The following is an 18226-nucleotide window of genomic DNA, read 5'->3' on the forward strand; positions in this document are numbered from 1 at the left end:
CGATCCCCCGCCCACCACGATCAGGTCCCAGGTCTCGCTCGCCGCCCGGCTGATGCGCGGCAATAGGGCCAGTGCCGCCGCCGCGCCCGCCCCCGACAGCAATTCCCGCTTGTTTATCCGCAAGCCGGAATGAGGCCGCATAAGGTCTGTGAACGGCTCATTCATAATCGGTTCCTCGTCTTTGTTGCTCGATTCTACTCACGCTTATTCTCATGAAATTTCATGCCACGGCTTTGCATCGACGAATACTGAAAGATGCTTGACGTTGGTTGTCGCTACAACCACTTTCGCCGAACGAATCGTTGCGGCTTGCGCTGCGAGTATCACGTCGCCATCCAATGCCGCGTCCGCTGCCAGCGGTCGTCCTTGCCGGCGAGCCTGCGCCCAGTACTCTGCCGCCTTCCGCATTGCCGGGGTGGTGATTGCCAGGTAGTCGAGTTGCTCAATCAAGGCGTTCAGGCGCTCAAGACCTTCCTGCTTTCTTGCCCGAATCAATTCGCGACGCACTTCGTAATCTGCGATCTCCGGCACCATGACCGTTGCGCCGTCGCTCGCAACCTTTTGCAGCCATCGCCTGCAATTCACTGCAGCCGGCGATCCGCTGGGACTGGTTGTCAAACCGAGCGGGCCGCTGTCCAGCAATATCGTATGACTCACCAGGTCTTGCCCTTGAGTTCCGGCGGAAAAAGCTTGTAGCCCTCCGGCCGGTTCTCATCCAGGGCGTGAATCAGGTAATCGAGCGTTTCCTTTTGTTCTTCGACATCTCCGTCCTTGGCCCATGAATCCAGCAAGGCAAGAAGACCGTTCATATCCTTGTGCTGAATCAGATTGTTTCCCGCCAGTTCGGCGAGTTGCTGGTTTGTCAGATGCAGGCCGCTCGGCTCCTTGGCTCCCAGCATCCAAATCGCATTGTCAATGAACGCGATTCGTTTGTCCGCAGCATTGGCGATTTCTTCTACTTTGGCCATCGTTTGCCGCAGGATTTCTTTCTTCTTCGCAGGTGCCTCAAATTTTTTTCCCAGCGGCTCGATATCAATCAGACCGAAGACGGCTACGGCGCGGCAAACGTGTCTGTCCGGCTTGGCTACATCAAAGCCGAGATTCTTTAGTGCCTCAGCGGCCAGCGGCACGCCGAGAGACGGGAGCTTGTGCTCGCTGCCTTCCATGCCCAAGCACAATGCGACTTGCTTTGGATCGTCGTCGTGCTTTTTCATTAGCTGCGTAAAGTAGCTGTCCGCAGCCCCGTCATTCTTTTCGCAATGCTTGACGAGAATATCGGCCGCGCCGATCAGTTCGATGAGGCCATCCTTAAGGTAGGGAAATCCCGCTTTTCTCGTTTCGTCTTCGAACCAGGGAACGAGGATGTCGGTGACATAGGATTCCGATCTCCTTGCATATTTTTCTAGATCGAACCCAGAAAACCGTTCTTCGAGATCGGGCTTAATTGACTCAATTTTTGACCAGTCTCCCACCGATAAGACCGCCATCAAAAGGGCTCTAAAGACTTCTTGGTTGCTCCAGGCATTCCCCTCGTTTCTTGATTCGACGGCGCTTACTTGACCAAAGCGCGTAATGTCCTCCCGCCAATCCGGACGATCCTCATTAAGGCGAGACTCTACGTTCCGCCATAGTGTCTGCAGGTTCATCTTTGCTTACCGCAACTCAAAGCGAATCCAACGCCGCTGTCGGACCCGACTATTGATTGATGGTAACGCGCCGGGCGCAGCGAAGCTACTGTCAAATTGCTGCTCGACGCCTACAATTTCAGGTTCGCGCGGAAGAACGACGTAAGGAGTCGGAATTGAAGATAAAGGCGATCAGTTTCGATTGCTACGGGACATTGATCGACTGGGAGAGCGGCATTGCCGAAGAGTTATCGGCATGGGCGCGCCGGTGCGACAAGCAGTTGGACCGTGCCGAGCTGCTGGCGGCGTTCGGCGACGCCGAGCCCCGGGTGCAGAGCGCCCATCCAGAGATGGCGTATCCCGATGTGCTGGCCGAGGTGGCGCGAAGGATCGGTCGGCGATTTGATCTGCCGGTGACAGATGCCGACGCCGCTTCGTTCGGGGCGTCCATAGCTCGCTGGCCGCCATTTCCCGACACGACCTCTGCTCTTTCCCGTTTGCGCCAACGCTACCGCCTTGCGGTCCTATCGAACATTGATCGCAAGTCCTTTGCTGCGACGCGGGAGGCGCTCGGGGTTGAGTTCGACCTGGTTTGTACGGCCGAGGAGATCGGTTCGTACAAACCCGATCCGCGCAATTTCCGATTCCTTCTGGCGCGGCTGGCGGAACTGGGAATCGAACAGGGCGAATTGCTGCACGCCGCGCAAAGCCTTTTTCACGACATTGAGCCCGCCCGCGCGCAAGGGATCCGCACCGCCTGGGTGGACCGCTATGCGGGAGCCGCGGCCGGGGCGGCGCGCGCTCCGCAAGGCCGGATCGAGGCGGATATCCGGGTCTCCAGCCTGGACGAACTTGTCGAGTCGCTCCGGTAGCGCGACAGCACAACGGCGCCCGTCCCGTATCATGCGCGGGTCATGGAAGCGCGCCTGACCGAAGGCCCCGTCGGCCGTCATCTCTGGGAACTGATGGTCCCGATGATGATCGGGCTGCTGGCCATGATCTCGTTCGGACTGGTGGACGCCTGGTTCGTCAGCCGACTCGGTCCCCTGCCGCTGGCCGCCGTCAGTTTTACGCAGCCCGTGGGATTCGTCGTGGCCGCCGTGGCGATGGGCATCGGCGTAGGCGCCAGCTCCGTGATCGCGCGTCTGCTGGGCCAGGGCAACAGGCGCCGGGTGCGGCGCATCGCCACCCACGCGTTCATGCTGAGCGGAATGCTGGGCCTGGTGCTGCTGGCGGCGGGATGGGTCTTCATGGAAGACATCTTCGGCCTGATGGGCGCCGACGAGACCACGATGCCGCTGGTCCGCGACTACATGGAGATCTACCTGGTCGGCCTGGTCTTCGTGATTGGGCCCGCCATAGGCGGTTCGATCCTGCGCGCGCTGGGCGACGCCAAGTCGCCGGGCGTTCTGCTTGCCCTGACCGCCCTGGTCAATGCCGTCCTCGATCCCATCCTGATCTTCGGCCTGTTCGGGTTCCCGCGCATGGAAGTGCAGGGCGCGGCGCTTGCGACCGTGATTGCCAACCTGCTGTCGCTCGCGGCCATGCTGGTCATCGGCATCCGCCGCGACAAGTTCCTGACGCTGCGCGGCATGAAACTGATTCTCGATTCCTGGAAGCGCATCCTGCATGTGGGGCTTTCGGCTACCGCTTCCGGGTTGATGGCGCCCCTGACATCCGCTTTCGTGGTGGCGATGGTGGCGCGCTTCGGCCAGACGGCGGTGGCCGGCTTCGGTGTGGGAATCCGCACCGAGGCGATGGCGCTGTTGCCGTTCATGGCGCTGGGCGCCGCTATCGGTCCGTTCGTGGGCCAGAACGCTGGAGCGGAGCGGATGGACCGGGTGCGGGAGGCGCACAACTGGTGTCTGCGTTTCACGTCCATATACGGCCTGTCCGTGGCCGCCTTGCTGAGCATCTTCGCCGTACCGATCGTCGGACTCTTTACTCATGACGAGGGCGCCATGCGCGCGGCGGTGACGCAGCTTCGCATCCTGCCGTGGACCTATTGCCTGCTGGGCGTGACCATAGTCGCCAACACCTCGCTCAACGCGCTCGGCAAACCCCTGGCGGCGATGATGGTCTCGCTGTGCCGGACGCTGCTGGTTTACGTGCCGCTGTCGTGGCTGCTGGGCCTGTGGTTTGGGTTGATCGGGGTGTTCTTCGGCGGCGCCCTGGGCAACCTGGTGTCCGCGGCCGTCGGCTTTCTGCTCCTGCGGCGCGGGCTGCGCCAGGTGGAACTGACCGGCGCCCTGCCGGACATGGATCGTGGCAAGGCCGTCGCTTAAGGTGCTCGTCACCGCGCTCGCGCTGGCGGCTTGCGCGCCGGCCGCCGGCGAGGAGACGCTGACCCTGGTCAGTTCCTGGAACCGGCAGATCAACTTTTCGCAGCACGCTCAGCACTACATTGACGCGGTCAACGAACGCGGCCGCGGCGTCGTGCAGATCGAGTTCATCGGCGGCCCCGAGGTCATACCGCAGCGCCAGCTCTTTTACGCCCTCAGGCGGGGCGTGATCGACATGGCATTGGGAGGCATCACCTATTACCTCGGGCTGCTGCCGGAGGGCGACGCCATCTTCGCGTCCAACATCGACCCGATGCAGGCGCGCGCCAGCGGCGCGCTTGAGGCCCTGCAGCCATACTGGAAGAAACGCGCCAACGCCCACCTGATCGGCTGGATGCAGTCCGGCATCGGCATCAGCATCTACCTGGCGCGGCGCCCCGAGTTCACGCCCGAGGGAATGCCGGACCTTCGCGGTCTGAAGCTCCGCACCTCGCCGTCCAACCGGGAATTGCTTTACGCCTTCGGGGCCCGCCCGGTGCAGATTGCGCTGCGCGAAACCTATACCGCCCTGCAGCGCGGCATCGTCGATGGCCTGGCCTTTACCAGCGTGGGCCTCGCGGACCTGGGCGTGGAGGAGTTCGTCCGCTACCGCATCGATCCGGAAGTGCTGAACCTCTCCATCTGCCTGCAGATCAATCTTGATCGCTGGAACGCCTTGAGCGAAGAAGCGCGCCACATCCTGACCGACGAGGCGACGAAGTACGCGGTGGAGGCGAACCAATGGTTCCGCGAACTGCGCATTCGCGAATACGCGGAACTGGCCGAGACCGGATTTCAGAGCGTACCGGCGCCGGATCCGGAAGCCTTTCGGGACCTTGCCCACCAGGTGGTCTGGGAGCGCATGCAAAAGCGCGCTCCCGACTCGGTCGAGGCTCTGAAGCCACTGTTTTACCCCCAGAGCGACGAAGGGGCCCGGGCTGGAGGACGTCCCGTCCTCAATGATCCGTAGAGGAATGTCCAGGGATATGATTTCCAGGGCCTGGGACAAGCTCGTGAACGGCATGGTGCTGTTCGCCTGCGCGCTGATCGCCGCCGACTGCCTGCTGATCGTGGTGGACGTGACCCTGCGCAATTTTGGCCGGCAACCGCCTGCCTACACGGTGGCGCTTACCGAGTATTCGTTGCTCTACCTGACCATGGCCGCCGCGCCCTGGCTGGTGCGGGAGCGCGCCTGGATCGTGGTGGAAGTGATCTACCGGCGGACTTCACCGACTTTGCGTGGAAGACTCGACAAACTGATCTTCGGCCTCTGCACCCTCGTCAGCGTCATCGTGGCGGTGATGGCCGGCATCCTTGCGGTAGAGGGGGTCATGCGGGGCGAGGTCGAAATCCGCTCGCTGGACATGCCGCGCTGGGCGCTGTTTGCACCGGTGACGCTGGGCTTCTCCATGATGGCGGTGGAGTTCACGCGGTGCCTCATTCGCGGCGACAGCATGTCCCAGGCCGAGGCCGACCAGGCCTTCTGATCTTCCGCCATGACCGCAGGCCTCGCCGTGTTCTTTCTGGTCCTCGCCTTCATGGCGATGGGCGTGCCGGTGGCTTTCGCCTTCCTGGCCGCCAACCTCCTGGGCGCCTGGATACTCGTTGGCGACTGGTACGGCCCGCTTCAGGTCGTGGACAACTCGACCAGCCTGATCACGAGTTTCACGCTGGTCGCGGTGCCCATGTTCGTGTTCATGGGCGCCCTGCTGTTTCATTCGGGCTTGGCGCTTCGGGTGTTCGACGCGCTCGAGACGCTGTTCGGCCGGCTTCCCGCGCGCCTGAGCTACATCACCGTTGCCGGCGGCTCGACCTTTTCCACGCTCACCGGATCGACGATGGCCAACACCGCCATGCTCGGCTCGCTGATGATCCCCGAAATGACCCGCCGGGGGTATGCGCCGCACATGTCCATCGGACCCATCATAGGGACCGGCGGCCTGGCCATGCTGATTCCGCCCTCTTCTCTGGGCGTGTTGCTCGGCAGCCTCGCGGGACTAAACATCGGCGCGCTGCTGATCGCGGGAATCCTTCCCGGCCTGGTGCTGGCCGTCGGCTACAGCCTGGTCATCTATCTGCAGGCGCGCCTCAATCCGGCCAGCGCGCCCAGTTACGGCGTGCAAAGGGTTCCGGTCAAGCGCCGCGTGCAGCTCGTGGTGTTCAACATCATGCCGCTGGGGCTGGTGGTGTTCTGCGTCGTGGGTTTCATTGTGCTCGGCTGGGCCACGCCCTCGGAAGCCGCGGCCTTCGGCGCGCTCAGCGTGGCCGCGCTTGCGGCTTTTTCCCGCAGGCTCACGGTCAGGGCGCTGCGGGCGGCGCTGGCCAGCACGGTTCGAATCTCCGGCATGGTGTTCCTGCTGATCCTGAGTTCATCGGTGTTCAGCCAGTTGATGGCTTTCTCGGGCGCCAGCACCGCGGTGGTGGAATGGTCGATCGCCCTGGAGGCGGGACCGTACGCCAAGTTGCTGCTGATGTTCGCGTTGATGCTGGTGCTGGGCATGTTCATGGACCAGCTTTCGATCATGCTGCTGACCATCCCGGTGTTCTTTCCGCTGGCCACGCTGATGGGCTTCGACCCCATTTGGTTCGGCGTGGTGGTGCTGCTGGCCCTGGAGATGAGCCTGACGACGCCGCCGTTCGGGCTGCTGCTGTTCCTGATGCAGAGCGTCGCGCCGAAGGGGACGACGCTCGGGCAGGTCATCCGCGCGGCCTTGCCCTACCTGGCCTGCGACGCGCTGCTCCTGGGCGTGCTGATCCTGTTCCCCGCCATCACCCTCCGCTGATACCCGTCAGCCGCCGTTTCCCGTCTCCCGGTCTCGCGGGAGACGCATAAATCCATCCATGGAGCTTGGCGGCGACTCCCTGTCGCCGACACTCCCGCAAGACCGGGAGACGGGAAACGGCTCGTGCGCGCTATTCGACGGTGGGTTTTGTGAGCTTGTAGAGGACGCGGTCGGTTTTTCCGCGAATCGCGGGGTCGAACACCATGATGGTGCGATCGTCGTCGGGATTGCGCAGCAGGTCCGAACTCTCGATCTCAAAGCCCGCGGCCTCGATGATCGGCAGCGCCGTGGCCACGTTCAGGCGATGCAGCTGGGTGTTGTCCTTGTCCGGATCACCGTAGTGGTCGATCACGCCGAGCACGCCGCCCGGTTTGAGCAGGTCCCTGACCGCGGCCAGCAGGATGGCAACGTCCTCGTCGCTTCCGAAGTTGTGGCGGTCATGCAGATTCAGGGCGGTCAGCGCCGCGTCCAGCGAGCCGGGCTCAAGGCCGGTGTCGCCCTCATCGCCATCCACCCGGATCACGTTCGGGAGTCGGTTGTCCGCCAGGCGGGCCGTAATCGCCTTGTCGTAGGCGTTGTCATTGAAGCCCAGCAGCATGGGAGGATTCTGGGCATAGACGGTACCCTCCGGTCCCACGGCCACCGAAAGCACCTCGGTGTACCAGCCGCCCGAAGCCAGCAGGTCCATTACGGTCATTCCCGGCTCAACACCGAGAAAGGCGAGCACTTCGGCCGGCCTTCTGGCCTCGTCCCGCGCCTTGTCCTGATCCGAACGGCCGCTCGCCGCGAGTTGCTCCGCCAGGTCGGCGGACGCGGACATCGAGAACAGGGCCATCAGGGCCACCCCAAGCAGTTTCCTCATTACGGTTCCTCCACTCCCGATCCGGGGGCCGCAAAGTGTAACGCGTTCGTGACGTATATACCCGGAGGCGAAACGCAGCCTGATTGCCGTCAGGGCTGCATGAGCTGGCGGACGAGGTCGGCGTTTTCGAGGGTTGATACGTCCTGGTTGATTTCCTCGCCGCGGGCGATGGAGCGCAGCAGGCGGCGCATGATCTTGCCCGAGCGGGTCTTGGGGAGGGCCTCGACGATACGCAGATCGTCGGGGCGGGCGATGGGGCCGAGCTGTTCGTCGACCCAGGCGCGCAGTTCCTGCTCCATGGTGTTCTGTTTTGAGGGCGGGACGCCCTCGCTCCCGGACTTGAGCACCACGAAGGCGAAGATGGACTCGCCCTTGATCTCGTGCGGCCGGCTGACGACCGCGGCCTCGGCAACTGAAGGATGCGCTACCAGCGCCGATTCGACTTCCATCGTGCCGAGGCGGTGGCCGGACACGTTCACTACGTCGTCCAGCCGGCCCATGATCCAGAAATAGCCGTCGGCATCGCGCCGGGCGCTGTCGCCGGTGATGTAGCAGTCGTTCCCGAACTTGCCGAAGTAGGTCTCGCGGTAGCGCTCGCTGTCGCCCCAGATATTGCGCAGCATCGACGGCCAGGGGTGGCGGATCACGAGGTAGCCGCCGCGGTCGGGTTCGGTGATCTCCTCGCCGTTCTCGTCCACAATGGCCGCCTGCACGCCGGGCAGCGGCCGGGTGCAGGAGCCGGGCTTGGTGGAGGTGACGCCCGGCACCGGCGAAATCATGATGCCGCCGGTCTCGGTCTGCCACCAGGTGTCGACAATGGGGCAGTTGCCGTTGCCGATCACGCGGTGATACCACATCCAGGCTTCGGGGTTGATGGGCTCGCCCACGGTTCCCAGCAGCCGCAGGGCAGAAAGATCGTATTTCCCCGGCAGTTCGTCGCCCAGCTTCATCAGGGCGCGGATCGCGGTAGGCGCGGTATAGAAGACGGTCACGCCGTAGCGCTCGCAGATTTCCCAGAAACGGCCGCCGTGGGGCCAGGTCGGGGCGCCCTCGTAGATCACGACGGTGGCGCCGGAGGCCAGCGGCCCGTAGGCGACGTAGCTGTGGCCGGTGATCCAGCCCACGTCGGCGGTGCACCAGAACACGTCATCCTCGCGCAGGTCGAACACCCAGCGGCAGGTCAGCCTGGTGTGCAGCAGGTAGCCCGCCGTGGAGTGCTGTATGCCCTTGGGCTTGCCGGTGGAGCCGGAGGTGTAGAGCAGGAACAGCGGATGCTCCGCGTTCACGTAATCCGCCGGGCAGTCGCCCGCGGCGGCTTCGGTCAGTTTATGCGCCCAGCGGTCGCGGCTGTCATGCCAGGCGACGTCTTCCCCCGAGTGCCGGAAAACGATCACCCGGCGAACCGGATGCTCGCCGTAATCGAGCGCCCGGTCCACGGCATCCTTCAGGCGCACGAATTTGCCGCCGCGGCGTCCGGCATCGGCGGTAATGACGACTTCGGCGCTGGCGTCCACTACCCGGTCGTAGAGCGAGCGGGCCGAGAAGCCGCCGAACACGACCGAATGCACGGCGCCGATGCGCGCGCAGGCGTGCATGGCGACGATGGCTTCCGGACACATCGGCATGTAGATCACCACGCGGTCGCCGCTGGCCACGCCCTGTCCGCGCAGGGCGGCGCCCAGGCGTTCCACCGCTTCTCCCAGTTCGCGGTAACTGAGCGTGCGGCTGTCGCCCTGCTCGCCCTCGTAAACGATCGCCGGGCGGTCCGGGGCCTTCCGGATCCAGGGACCCAGGCAGGCTTCGCTGGCGTTCAGTTCACCATCGGAGAACCAGGCGAAGTGCGGCGCGTGCGAACGGTCGAGGGTGGCGGCGAACGGCTTGTGCCAGGTCAGCATCTCGCGGGCCAAATCGGCCCAGAGGCTTACCGGGTCGCTGTCGCCCCTCCGGCGAAGTTCGGCAAGCTGTTCCCGCTTGAGTTGTGCGCGGTTGGCGAAAGACTCGCCCGGGTCGAACCGGCGATCCTCGCTTAAGACGGATTCGATATTGCCCGTTGCCACGACGACCCGCCGTCCGGGTGATTCAGGCAGCCTGTTCGAAGCGGCTTTGCAGGCGGCTGTCGCGCGGAAAATGGGCCTTCAGGAACTCCATCTGGTCGGCCAGCACGCGCCGGCCCTTCAGATAGATGTACTCGGCATAGGTCGGCACGAAGGGCACGGCCAGCAACTGCATGCCGGCATCCTCGGGCAGACGGCCGCCCTTGAAATTGTTGCAGCGCTTGCAGGCCGCCACCACGTTGGCCCAGACGTCCGATCCGCCCTGGCTGATCGGGCGCACATGATCGCGCGTCAGGTCGCGCCTGAGGAAGCGCCCGCCGCAGTACATGCAGATCTGCGCATCGCGGCGGAACAGCGTGTGGTTGTTGAGCGGCGGCGTGTAATTGTCGAGACGCTTGTTGAGCCCTGCCGACACGCCCTGGGTGGCCACGATCGTATTCACGTCCACCTCGCTGCGGTTGCCGGTGAGCGCGCAGATACCGCCGCGAATCCGGAAAAGGGGCCGGCCGCAGTGATAGGCGACCTGGCCCGCGTGATAGAGCCGCACGGCATCGCGGTAGTCGATCCAGCCCAGGGGGCGGCCCGCCACGTCGGTGCGCAGCACCCACTGGCGCAAGTCCAAGGCGTCTTCAAGCAGCAGCATCACACGCTCCCTTTCAGGTGGCCTTATACATCTAAATTGCGAAATTTCAATGTCCGACGGGCAAAACCGGCGCGGCCGGTCGGCTAAAATGCGCGCCAACTCCCGCTTGCTGCGCAGTATTTCTTCTCCCAGATGCCCCTGACAATCGGCGTTTTGCGCGAGACCGCGCCAGGCGAAAAGCGCGTGGCCGTGGTGCCCAAGGTCTGGGCGCGAATGCAGGCTGCGGGGCTGCGCGTCGTCATGGAGAAGGGCGCGGGCCTTGCCGCAAGTTTCGCGGACAGCGACTACAAGGACATCGGTCTCGAGTCGTCGCCCGGCGCCGTGACCAGGGCATGCGATGCCCTGTTCTGCGTCGGGCCACCGGAGATCGAGCGCATCGCGGACCTGAAGAAGGGCGCGATGGTGATGGGCCTGCTGAATGCCTACACGCCGTCTGAAACGACCGACGCCCTGCGGGACTCCGGGGTAACGGCGTTTTCGATGGAACTGGTGCCGCGGATTGCCCGCGCCCAATCCATGGACGTGCTGTCCTCGCAGGCCTCGGTAGCGGGCTACAAGGCGGTCCTGATGGCGGCCGACGAATCGCAGAAGTTCCTGCCCATGCTGACCACCGCCGCCGGCACGATCAGTCCCGCGCGGGTCCTGGTTCTGGGCGCCGGCGTCGCGGGACTGCAGGCCATCGCCACCGCCCACCGGCTGGGCGCCGTGGTCGAGGCCTATGACGTGCGCGAGGAAACGCGCGAGCAGGTGGAGTCCCTGGGCGCCCGCTTCGTTGACTCCGGCGTAAGCGCGACCGGCGAAGGCGGCTATGCGCGTGAACTTACGGACGAGGAAAAGGCCATGCAGCAGGAGGCCCTAGATCGCCACATTGCCGCCTCCGACATACTGATCACCACGGCCGCGGTTCCGGGTCGGCCCTCGCCGCGCATCGTCAGCGCCGCCGCGGTGGAGCAGATGCGGCCGGGTTCGGTCATCGTGGACCTCGCCGCCGAGGGGGGCGGCAATTGCGAATTGAGCCGGCCGGGGGAGACGATCGACCACAATGGCGTGCGCATCATGGCGCCGTTGAAAGTGCCGGCGATGATGGCGCGCCACGCCAGCGCCATGTATTCCCGCAACCTGTTCAATTTCATCAAACCCGCCATCAACGGCGACGAGTTTTCGCTCGACCTTGACGACCCTGTATTCGCGGGCACGCTGCTGACCCATGAGGGCGAGATTCGTTACGCGGGAGCGAAGAGGGACTGAACCGCAATGATTGACGGCTTCGTAGCGTTGTACATCTTCATGCTGGCGGCCTTCGTCGGCTACGAGGTCATTTCGCGGGTGCCGGTGATCCTGCACACGCCGCTGATGTCCGGGTCGAACTTCATTCACGGCATCGTCCTGGTCGGCGCGATGGTGGCGCTGGGGTTCGCGGAAACGTTTCTGGAGAAGGCGATCGGCTTCGCGGGCGTGATGCTGGCCTCCGCCAACGCGGTGGGCGGCTATGTGGTCACCGAGCGGATGCTGGAGATGTTCAAGCGCAGCAAGGACGGCGATAGGGAAGACGAAGAGTGAGTCTGAACACTCTCATTGCCGCCAGCTACTTCCTGGCCGCTGTCCTGTTCATTCTTGGGCTGAAGGCGATGAGTTCGCCGGCCGGTGCAAGGCAGGGCATCGTCTGGGCCGGCGTGGGCATGGTGCTGGCCACGGTCGTGACGTTCTTCTGGCCGGGAATGAAGCCCGAGAATCTGCTGCTGATTGGGACGGCGATTGTCATTGGCGGTGCATGGGCCTGGATCAGCGGCCGCAGGGTGGCGATGACCGGCATGCCGCAGATGATCGCGCTCTACAACGGCATGGGCGGCGGCGCGGCGGCGGCGATCGCCTGGGTGGAGCTGCTTCGCGGCGGACATGGCGGCGAGGAGTTCGGCTGGACGGTGATCGCTCTGGCGGTCACCGGTGCGCTGATCGGCGCCGTTTCATTCTCCGGCAGCCTGCTGGCCTTCGCCAAGCTGCAAGGCTGGCTGAAACGCTCGCTGCGTTTCGCCGGACAGAACCTGCTCAACGTCGTGATCCTTCTGGCGGCGGTGGCTGCGGGAGTGCTCGTGATCCTGGGCGTAAGCGGGCCGTGGCTCACGGTGTTCATTGCCCTGGCGCTGTTGCTGGGGGTAACCCTCACCATGCCGATCGGCGGCGCCGACATGCCGGTGGTGATTTCGCTGTACAACGCGCTGACCGGTCTGGCGGTCGGCCTGGAAGGCCTGGTGCTGGATAACGCGGCCATGATCATTGCCGGCACCGTGGTCGGCGCGGCGGGCACGCTGCTGACCCAGTTGATGGCCAAGGCGATGAACCGGTCGCTGGGCAACGTGATGTTCAGCGCGTTCGGAGAGACCGCCGCCGAAGGCGACGAGATCGAGGGAACGATGAAGCCGGTGGAGGCCATAGACGCGGCGGTCATGCTCGGTTTCGCCCGCCAGGTCATCATCATCCCGGGTTACGGCATGGCCGTGGCGCAGGCCCAGCACAAGGTGTGGGAACTGGCCGAGGCGCTGATGAAGCGGGGCGTGCGGGTCAAGTTCGCGATCCACCCGGTGGCCGGCCGCATGCCGGGGCACATGAACGTGCTGCTGGCGGAAGCGGGCGTGCCCTACGACCTCATATTCGACGAGGCGGAAATCAACCCGGAATTTCCCAAGACCGACGTGGCGCTGGTGATCGGCGCCAACGATGTTGTCAACACGGCCGCCCGGACCGACACCGCCAGCCCCATCTACGGCATGCCGATACTGGACGCCGACAAGGCCAGCAACGCCATTGTGATCAAGCGCGGCAAGGGGACCGGCTTTTCCGGCATCGAGAACGCGCTGTTCTACGAGGACCGCACCCGTATGCTCTACGGCGACGGCCAGGCCATGTGCGCCGAACTGATCCGGGCGGTGCACGAAATCTAGCCGCCCGATCCTCAATGGGAGGACCACCGTGAACGACACGCCGCAAGTCAGCCGCCTGGTGCGCACCGCACTCTTTGTTTCCGACCTCGACCGGTCGTCGCGTTTCTACAGGCAGGGCCTGGGCTATCACGAGGTCTACAGCGGCGGGGAACTGACCCACAAGGTCGCGCACGCCCTGCTCGGCGTGCCGGAGGACTCGGCAATTCGCTACGAGATCGTCAAGGCGGAAGGTCCGAACTTCGGGATGATCGGCATGTTCGAGGTCAAGCCGTCGCCGCCGAGGGTCAGCCGCGCCAGCGGGGGCGTGAATATCGGAGAAGGCTGTCTGGTTCTCCTGACCACGGACATTCGCGCGGTCCGCGACCGCCTGGTGGACATGGGCGCGGAGATCGTATGCGAGCCGCAGCGTCTGGTCGTGCGGGGCACCGGTCCCGGGAGCCTGGAAATGACCTGCCGAGACCCCGACGGCATGCTGATCAACCTCATCGAGCGCCCGTCCGACTTCTAGCCAGAGAGCGAAGGCGTCCCGCCTTTCGCTGGGTGTCTTGCCCGGTCCTTCCGGGAGTGTTGGAGGCAGGGATGCCGGAACCAAGCTCCATGGATGGATTCATGCGTCTCCCGGAAGGACCGGGCAAGACACCCAGCGCGCCAGCAGCCGCTCGCTGTTTCGCGTTAATCTGGCGCCCTTGTTCTATGAGGGAGGTCCAACGTGAACGACACGCCACAAGTCAGCCGCATCGTGCGCACCGCCATCTTCGTATCCGACCTGGAAAAATCCGTTCGCTTCTACAGGGAAGCCCTCGGCTACCGCGAGGTCTACGCCAACGGAGTGCTTGAGCACAAGGTGGGGCATGCGCTGATCGGGGTCCCGGAAGACAGCGTGATCCGCTACGAGATCGTGAAGGCCGACGAACTCAACTTCGGAATGGTGGGCCTGTTCGAGGCGAAGCCCTCACCCCCCTCGTTCCGACGCGAGAACCGGGGAGCCAATCTGGGCGAAGGCTGCATGGTGTTCTTCGCAACGGACATTCACGCGGTGCGCGACCGCATCGTGGAACTGGGCGGCGAGGTCGTTTGCGAACCGCAACTGCTCGCGGTGCACACGCTGCGCCAGCTGGAAATGACCTGCCGCGATCCCGACGGCATGATGATCAACATCATCGAGCGTCCGACCGAAAACTGGAACGCGGACGTCGTGCAATAGGACGGAACGCGCCACCTTTTTGAACTGCACCAGCCGCACAGTCCGGGCTATGCTCGGGTCATGTCGTCCGGATCTCTCCTGAGGGTGGCGGTGGGGCCGCGTTTCGCGGCCCCCTTGCTGGACTATCTCGCGCCCGCCGAGGGTCCCGTCCCCCCTGTGGGGGCGCGTGTTTCGGCGCCGCTGGGCAAGGGGAGGCGCACCGGCTTTGTGCTCGAGCACCTCGACGCGTCGGACGTGCCGGCCGAACGACTGCGGCCGGTGCTGGACGTGCTGGATGCCGAGCCGCTCTGGGACCCGGTCACCCTGGACGTGTTGTGCTGGGCTGCGAACTACTACTGCCATCCTCTCGGCCAGGTTCTTGCCTACGCGCTGCCGAAACAGTTGCGCGGCGGCGGCAGGCTGCCATTTCCCCCGCTGCGCTGGCGGGTCTGCGAGAACGTCTCGGGCGAAGTGCCGAAACTGCTGTCGCGCGCGCCCAAGCAGCTTGAGCTACTCGAAGCATTGCTGGCGGCGGGGCGCAACGGCGTGGCGGAAGAAGCGCTTGTTTCGCTTACGTCGGGCTGGCGGAGGATTATTCGGATACTTGAGGAAAAGGAACTCGCCGAGTCTTTCGAGCCCGGGACTCCCGATCATGCGGACATGCTGCGCGAGGAACCGCTTGCGTTGAGCCCCGAGCAGTCCGCCGCGGTGAGCGCCATGCCGATGAGCCAGGGCTATGCCTGTCATCTCCTCGATGGCGTTACGGCCAGCGGCAAGACCGAGGTTTATCTCCACCTCGTGGAACAGGTGCTGGCCTCGGGCCGGCAATGCCTGCTGCTGGCCCCTGAAATCGGTCTGACTCCGCAGCTTGCCGATCGGTTGAAGGCCCGGTTCCGCGTGCCGGCGGCCGTGCTGCATTCGGGCCTGAATGACGGCGAGCGTCTGAACGCCTGGGCGGACGCCCGCGCCGGGCGGGCGCGGCTGGTGGTCGGCACCCGCTCCGCCGTGTTCGTGCCTTGTCGCGAACTCGGCCTGATCGTGGTCGACGAAGAGCACGATCCGTCCTACAAGCAGCAGGACGGCTTCCGCTACCAGGCGCGCGACCTGGCGGTCATGCGCGCGTCCAGGGCCCGGATTCCGGTCGTGCTGGGCTCCGCCACGCCGGCTCTGGAGTCCCTGCTGAACGTGCAAAGAGGGCGCTATACGCACCCGCGGCTGACGAAGAAGGTCACCGGGTCGCGGCCTCCGCTGGCCCGGCTGGTGGACCTCAACCGGCACCCGCCGGAGCATGGACTGAGCGCACCGCTTCTCCAGGCCATGTCCGAACAGCTCGATTCGGGTGCGCAAGTGCTGTTGTACCTCAACCGCCGCGGCTTCGCGCCGGTGCTGATGTGTCCGGATTGCCGTCGGACGGAAGAATGCAGCCATTGCGACGCCCGCCTGGTGTTCTATCGCAGGCGCGACCTGCTGCTCTGTCATCACTGCGGCGCCAGGCGCCGCCCGCCGCCCGTCTGCGAAAACTGCGGCTCGCCGCTTCAGACCATCGGTCGCGGAACGGAGCGGCTGGAGGAAGAACTACAGGCGCGCTTCGAGGACTACCCGGTGGCCCGTATGGACCGCGACAACGTGCGCGGCCGGCGCAGGCTGGAGAGCATCCTGGGCGGCATTCGCGAACGGCATTACCGGATCCTGCTCGGCACCCAGATGCTCACCAAGGGCCATGACTTCCCGAGCCTGGGGCTGGTGGGGGTGATCGACGCCGACCAGGGCATGTTTTCCCAGGAATTCCGCGGGCCCGAACGGCTGGCGCAGACGCTGGTGCAGGTTGCCGGCAGGGCGGGACGGCGCGAGCAGCCCGGCCTGCTGGTATTGCAGACACGCTTTCCCGAGCACCCCCTGCTTCGCCAGCTGCTGAAGGAGGGTTACGGCGGCTTTGCCGCCTCGGCGCTGGACCTGCGCCGGCTCAGCGGCTGGCCGCCGTTCGCGCACCTTGCGGTGCTGCGGGCCAACGCGCCCGAAGCGGCAAGCGTTCGCGAGTTCCTCGATCGAGCCAAAGCGGCCGTACCGGAAAACGCCGCCGGGTCCGCGGTGGAGGTGCTGGGTCCGGCCCCCGCCCTGATGGAGCGCCGGCGCGACCGCAACCACGCGCACCTGCTGGCGCGCTCGCCCGACCGCGCACGCCTTCAGGCTTTCCTGGGACGCTGGATACCGGCTGTTCGCGAACTCAAGCGTCCGCGCCGCGTCAGCTGGTCCGTCGACGTGGACCCCGCGGAAATCGGCTAGCGCGTTTCCTGCTCGAGGTAGTCGATCAATGCCGCGCGATCGGCGCCTCTCTCAATTCCTATGAAGACCATGGCGGTACCCGGAACGAGTTCGTAAGGGTCCGCCAGGAAACGGCTGAGGTTCTGCCGCGACCAGACGATTCCCGAATCCTTCAGGGAGTCCGTGTAGTTGTAGTCCGGCTTGTGGGCGGCCGGAGCCCCGATCACGCGATGAAGGTTGGGACCGACCTTGTGCGCCTCGCCCTCCTTCAGGGAATGACAGGCCGTGCATTGCAGAAACAGGATGCGCCCGCGCCGCATCGCCGCTGGATCCGACTGGGCTTGCGGCTGTTCCGAAGCGGCCTTGGGCGCCTCGGCGGACTCGCCCGCGACCGAATCGGAAGCCTGCCCCAGCGGCCCTGCGGCCGGGCCGGGCGCATCGGCGCCGGCGGTCAGCGCAAAGATCAGTCCGGCAATCAACACCGTCCTGGCGGTTTGGCCGAACACAGTCGGATAACGGTTCTTCTCAGGCATGTCAGCGCTCCCCGCCGGCTATCGCCAGCGCTTCCAGCGACTCGCGGAATTCGTAGCCGTCCCGGTAGCAGTACGCCAGCAGCTCTCCGGTATTCACGGCCAGCGAGCGCGAATCCGGGTCGTTGACGGTAAACACGACCGAAGCGAGTTCTCCCTTGCGGCGGATCGAGAAATAGATGAAATCCGGCCGGGTCGAGTAATACGGGTATTCCTTGTCGCGCATCAGGAGCGTGAACTCCTGGCCATCGCGTTCCCGCGTTACGTCGGCCGATCCACCCTGGCTGTGCAGCGGGATGTCCGTGATTTCCTGGGGCTCGGGGCTGCGCGGGTCGAATGTGATGCCGCAGGTAAAGCGTTTCACGCGGCGCAACTCGAAGGGTTGGTCCGCCGGCATCCCGATGTGGAGGCTGTCGTCGGCGACCAGGAAGGTGGAATCCACCCGCCAGTACTTGGCCTCGGAAAGATAGAGATCGTGGACCGAATAGCGGCGCAACTCGCCCTCGCCGAACACGCAGGCTTTCGGCCGCATGCCGCCTTCGAACTGCCCGGCCACGCGCTTCCAGTAGACGTCGCACTCGTCCAGGAAGAATGCGTCCTCCGCCTTGAGATCGTCGAAGACGCCGGGTTTGTGCTGGGCACCGAGAAAGCGCTCCGGCTCATTGAAGAAGCCCTGCCGCATGCGGATCCCGCCCTCCTCCGGGGCCGAAGAAAAGATCACCAGGCGCTGGCGGTAGACTCTCTCGGGGTCGTCGTGGGTGTACTCCTCCACGTAAAACACGTGCTCGCCGAAGTCCGGCGCGTCGATGCGCTTGTGCGTCGCGTGCACGCGCACATGCCGCTGGTCCTCGGGCGTGTTCGAACGCGGGTCGGCCTGAAACCAGCGCTGCTCCTCGTTGTCGAACTCGCCTTCGAACCAGTCGGTCAGTACGATCAGGTCCCGGGCGAACGGATCATTCTCGGGCGCCGCGGCCGCGGCCAACGGGGCGCACAAGAGCGCAAGAAGCAGAACTCTCATGGCGGG

Annotated in this window: 18 protein-coding genes; 11 read left to right on the forward strand and 7 right to left on the reverse strand. The window is 64.8% G+C overall.

All coding sequences use genetic code 11. The features are described 5' to 3' along the window. Positions 1-210 precede the first annotated feature (210 nt). Entirely contained in the window at positions 211-657 is a 447-nt protein-coding gene (locus tag F4Y72_07650; GenBank protein MXZ28166.1) for a type II toxin-antitoxin system VapC family toxin, read from the reverse strand. Then, positions 654-1646 carry a hypothetical protein gene (locus F4Y72_07655; GenBank protein ID MXZ28167.1) on the reverse strand — a complete coding sequence of 331 codons (993 nt, stop codon included), beginning with the start codon at positions 1644-1646 and terminating at the stop codon, positions 654-656. The genes F4Y72_07650 and F4Y72_07655 overlap by 4 nt, the downstream gene beginning before the upstream one ends. 59 nt (positions 1647-1705) lie before the next feature. On the opposite strand from F4Y72_07655, the gene F4Y72_07660 reads away from it, so the two are divergent. From F4Y72_07660 to F4Y72_07680, 5 genes are read left to right on the forward strand one after another with little or no spacing between them, the layout of a single operon-like run. Continuing rightward, complete coding sequence (locus F4Y72_07660) at positions 1706-2497, forward strand: haloacid dehalogenase type II (protein MXZ28168.1); 792 nt, start codon at positions 1706-1708, stop codon at positions 2495-2497. 42 nt (positions 2498-2539) lie between these two features. Continuing rightward, positions 2540-3910 (forward strand): MATE family efflux transporter, encoded by a 1371-nt coding sequence (locus F4Y72_07665; GenBank protein ID MXZ28169.1) that lies wholly within the window; start codon positions 2540-2542, stop codon positions 3908-3910. Beyond that, positions 3888-4916, forward strand: coding sequence for a hypothetical protein (locus tag F4Y72_07670; protein MXZ28170.1), 1029 nt, complete (start codon positions 3888-3890; stop codon positions 4914-4916). The genes F4Y72_07665 and F4Y72_07670 overlap by 23 nt, the downstream gene beginning before the upstream one ends. After that, a complete protein-coding gene (locus tag F4Y72_07675; GenBank protein ID MXZ28171.1) occupies positions 4906-5433 on the forward strand; it encodes a TRAP transporter small permease in 528 nt (175 codons plus the stop codon). The genes F4Y72_07670 and F4Y72_07675 overlap by 11 nt, the downstream gene beginning before the upstream one ends. Positions 5434-5442: 9 nt before the next feature. After that, positions 5443-6729, forward strand: coding sequence for a TRAP transporter large permease (locus F4Y72_07680; protein ID MXZ28172.1), 1287 nt, complete (start codon positions 5443-5445; stop codon positions 6727-6729). Positions 6730-6859: 130 nt separating this feature from the next. Here F4Y72_07680 and F4Y72_07685 read toward each other — a convergent pair whose 3' ends face one another. The 3 genes from F4Y72_07685 to F4Y72_07695 form a co-directional block, all read right to left on the reverse strand. Continuing rightward, entirely contained in the window at positions 6860-7591 is a 732-nt protein-coding gene (locus F4Y72_07685) for a class I SAM-dependent methyltransferase (protein ID MXZ28173.1), read from the reverse strand. An 89-nt stretch (positions 7592-7680) separates the two neighbouring features. Next, positions 7681-9648 carry an acetate--CoA ligase gene (gene acs / locus F4Y72_07690; protein MXZ28174.1) on the reverse strand — a complete coding sequence of 656 codons (1968 nt, stop codon included), beginning with the start codon at positions 9646-9648 and terminating at the stop codon, positions 7681-7683. A 22-nt stretch (positions 9649-9670) separates the two neighbouring features. Beyond that, entirely contained in the window at positions 9671-10288 is a 618-nt protein-coding gene (locus F4Y72_07695; GenBank protein MXZ28175.1) for an HNH endonuclease, read from the reverse strand. A gap of 132 nt (positions 10289-10420) precedes the next feature. On the opposite strand from F4Y72_07695, the gene F4Y72_07700 reads away from it, so the two are divergent. From F4Y72_07700 to F4Y72_07725, 6 genes are all read left to right on the forward strand, one after another. Next, the gene (locus tag F4Y72_07700; GenBank protein ID MXZ28176.1) at positions 10421-11536 is read left to right on the forward strand and encodes an NAD(P) transhydrogenase subunit alpha; all 1116 of its coding nucleotides are present in this window, start codon (positions 10421-10423) and stop codon (positions 11534-11536) included. A gap of 6 nt (positions 11537-11542) precedes the next feature. Then, complete coding sequence (locus F4Y72_07705; protein MXZ28177.1) at positions 11543-11848, forward strand: NAD(P) transhydrogenase subunit alpha; 306 nt, start codon at positions 11543-11545, stop codon at positions 11846-11848. Between the two features lie 2 nt (positions 11849-11850). After that, entirely contained in the window at positions 11851-13227 is a 1377-nt protein-coding gene (locus F4Y72_07710; GenBank protein ID MXZ28178.1) for an NAD(P)(+) transhydrogenase (Re/Si-specific) subunit beta, read from the forward strand. A gap of 7 nt (positions 13228-13234) precedes the next feature. Continuing rightward, the gene (locus F4Y72_07715; GenBank protein MXZ28179.1) at positions 13235-13735 is read left to right on the forward strand and encodes a VOC family protein; all 501 of its coding nucleotides are present in this window, start codon (positions 13235-13237) and stop codon (positions 13733-13735) included. A gap of 201 nt (positions 13736-13936) precedes the next feature. Next, positions 13937-14431 carry a VOC family protein gene (locus tag F4Y72_07720; GenBank protein MXZ28180.1) on the forward strand — a complete coding sequence of 165 codons (495 nt, stop codon included), beginning with the start codon at positions 13937-13939 and terminating at the stop codon, positions 14429-14431. A gap of 60 nt (positions 14432-14491) precedes the next feature. Then, a complete protein-coding gene (locus F4Y72_07725) occupies positions 14492-16693 on the forward strand; it encodes a primosomal protein N' (GenBank protein MXZ28181.1) in 2202 nt (733 codons plus the stop codon). Here F4Y72_07725 and F4Y72_07730 read toward each other — a convergent pair. Then, complete coding sequence (locus F4Y72_07730; GenBank protein MXZ28182.1) at positions 16690-17205, reverse strand: c-type cytochrome; 516 nt, start codon at positions 17203-17205, stop codon at positions 16690-16692. The genes F4Y72_07725 and F4Y72_07730 overlap by 4 nt on opposite strands. 1 nt (position 17206) lies before the next feature. Next, positions 17207-18220: a hypothetical protein gene (locus F4Y72_07735; GenBank protein ID MXZ28183.1), complete on the reverse strand. Its 1014-nt coding sequence runs from the start codon at positions 18218-18220 to the stop codon at positions 17207-17209. Positions 18221-18226: the final 6 nt, after the last annotated feature.

This window comes from Gammaproteobacteria bacterium (assembly GCA_009838035.1).
Classification (GTDB): Bacteria; Pseudomonadota; Gammaproteobacteria; order Steroidobacterales; family Foliamicaceae; genus Foliamicus.

What these genes read in the sequence shown, in the direction of transcription:
- F4Y72_07655 (MXZ28167.1), bottom strand. Translation starts at nt 1,646, where the DNA reads ATGAACCTGCAGACACTATGGCGGAACGTAGAGTCTCGCCTTAATGAG.
- F4Y72_07660 (MXZ28168.1), top strand. Translation starts at nt 1,706, where the DNA reads ATGGTAACGCGCCGGGCGCAGCGAAGCTACTGTCAAATTGCTGCTCGA.
- F4Y72_07665 (MXZ28169.1), top strand. Translation starts at nt 2,540, where the DNA reads ATGGAAGCGCGCCTGACCGAAGGCCCCGTCGGCCGTCATCTCTGGGAA.
- F4Y72_07675 (MXZ28171.1), top strand. Translation starts at nt 4,906, where the DNA reads ATGATCCGTAGAGGAATGTCCAGGGATATGATTTCCAGGGCCTGGGAC.
- F4Y72_07680 (MXZ28172.1), top strand. Translation starts at nt 5,443, where the DNA reads ATGACCGCAGGCCTCGCCGTGTTCTTTCTGGTCCTCGCCTTCATGGCG.
- F4Y72_07685 (MXZ28173.1), bottom strand. Translation starts at nt 7,591, where the DNA reads ATGAGGAAACTGCTTGGGGTGGCCCTGATGGCCCTGTTCTCGATGTCC.
- F4Y72_07695 (MXZ28175.1), bottom strand. Translation starts at nt 10,288, where the DNA reads ATGCTGCTGCTTGAAGACGCCTTGGACTTGCGCCAGTGGGTGCTGCGC.
- F4Y72_07700 (MXZ28176.1), top strand. Translation starts at nt 10,421, where the DNA reads ATGCCCCTGACAATCGGCGTTTTGCGCGAGACCGCGCCAGGCGAAAAG.
- F4Y72_07705 (MXZ28177.1), top strand. Translation starts at nt 11,543, where the DNA reads ATGATTGACGGCTTCGTAGCGTTGTACATCTTCATGCTGGCGGCCTTC.
- F4Y72_07725 (MXZ28181.1), top strand. Translation starts at nt 14,492, where the DNA reads ATGTCGTCCGGATCTCTCCTGAGGGTGGCGGTGGGGCCGCGTTTCGCG.
- F4Y72_07730 (MXZ28182.1), bottom strand. Translation starts at nt 17,205, where the DNA reads ATGCCTGAGAAGAACCGTTATCCGACTGTGTTCGGCCAAACCGCCAGG.
- F4Y72_07735 (MXZ28183.1), bottom strand. Translation starts at nt 18,220, where the DNA reads ATGAGAGTTCTGCTTCTTGCGCTCTTGTGCGCCCCGTTGGCCGCGGCC.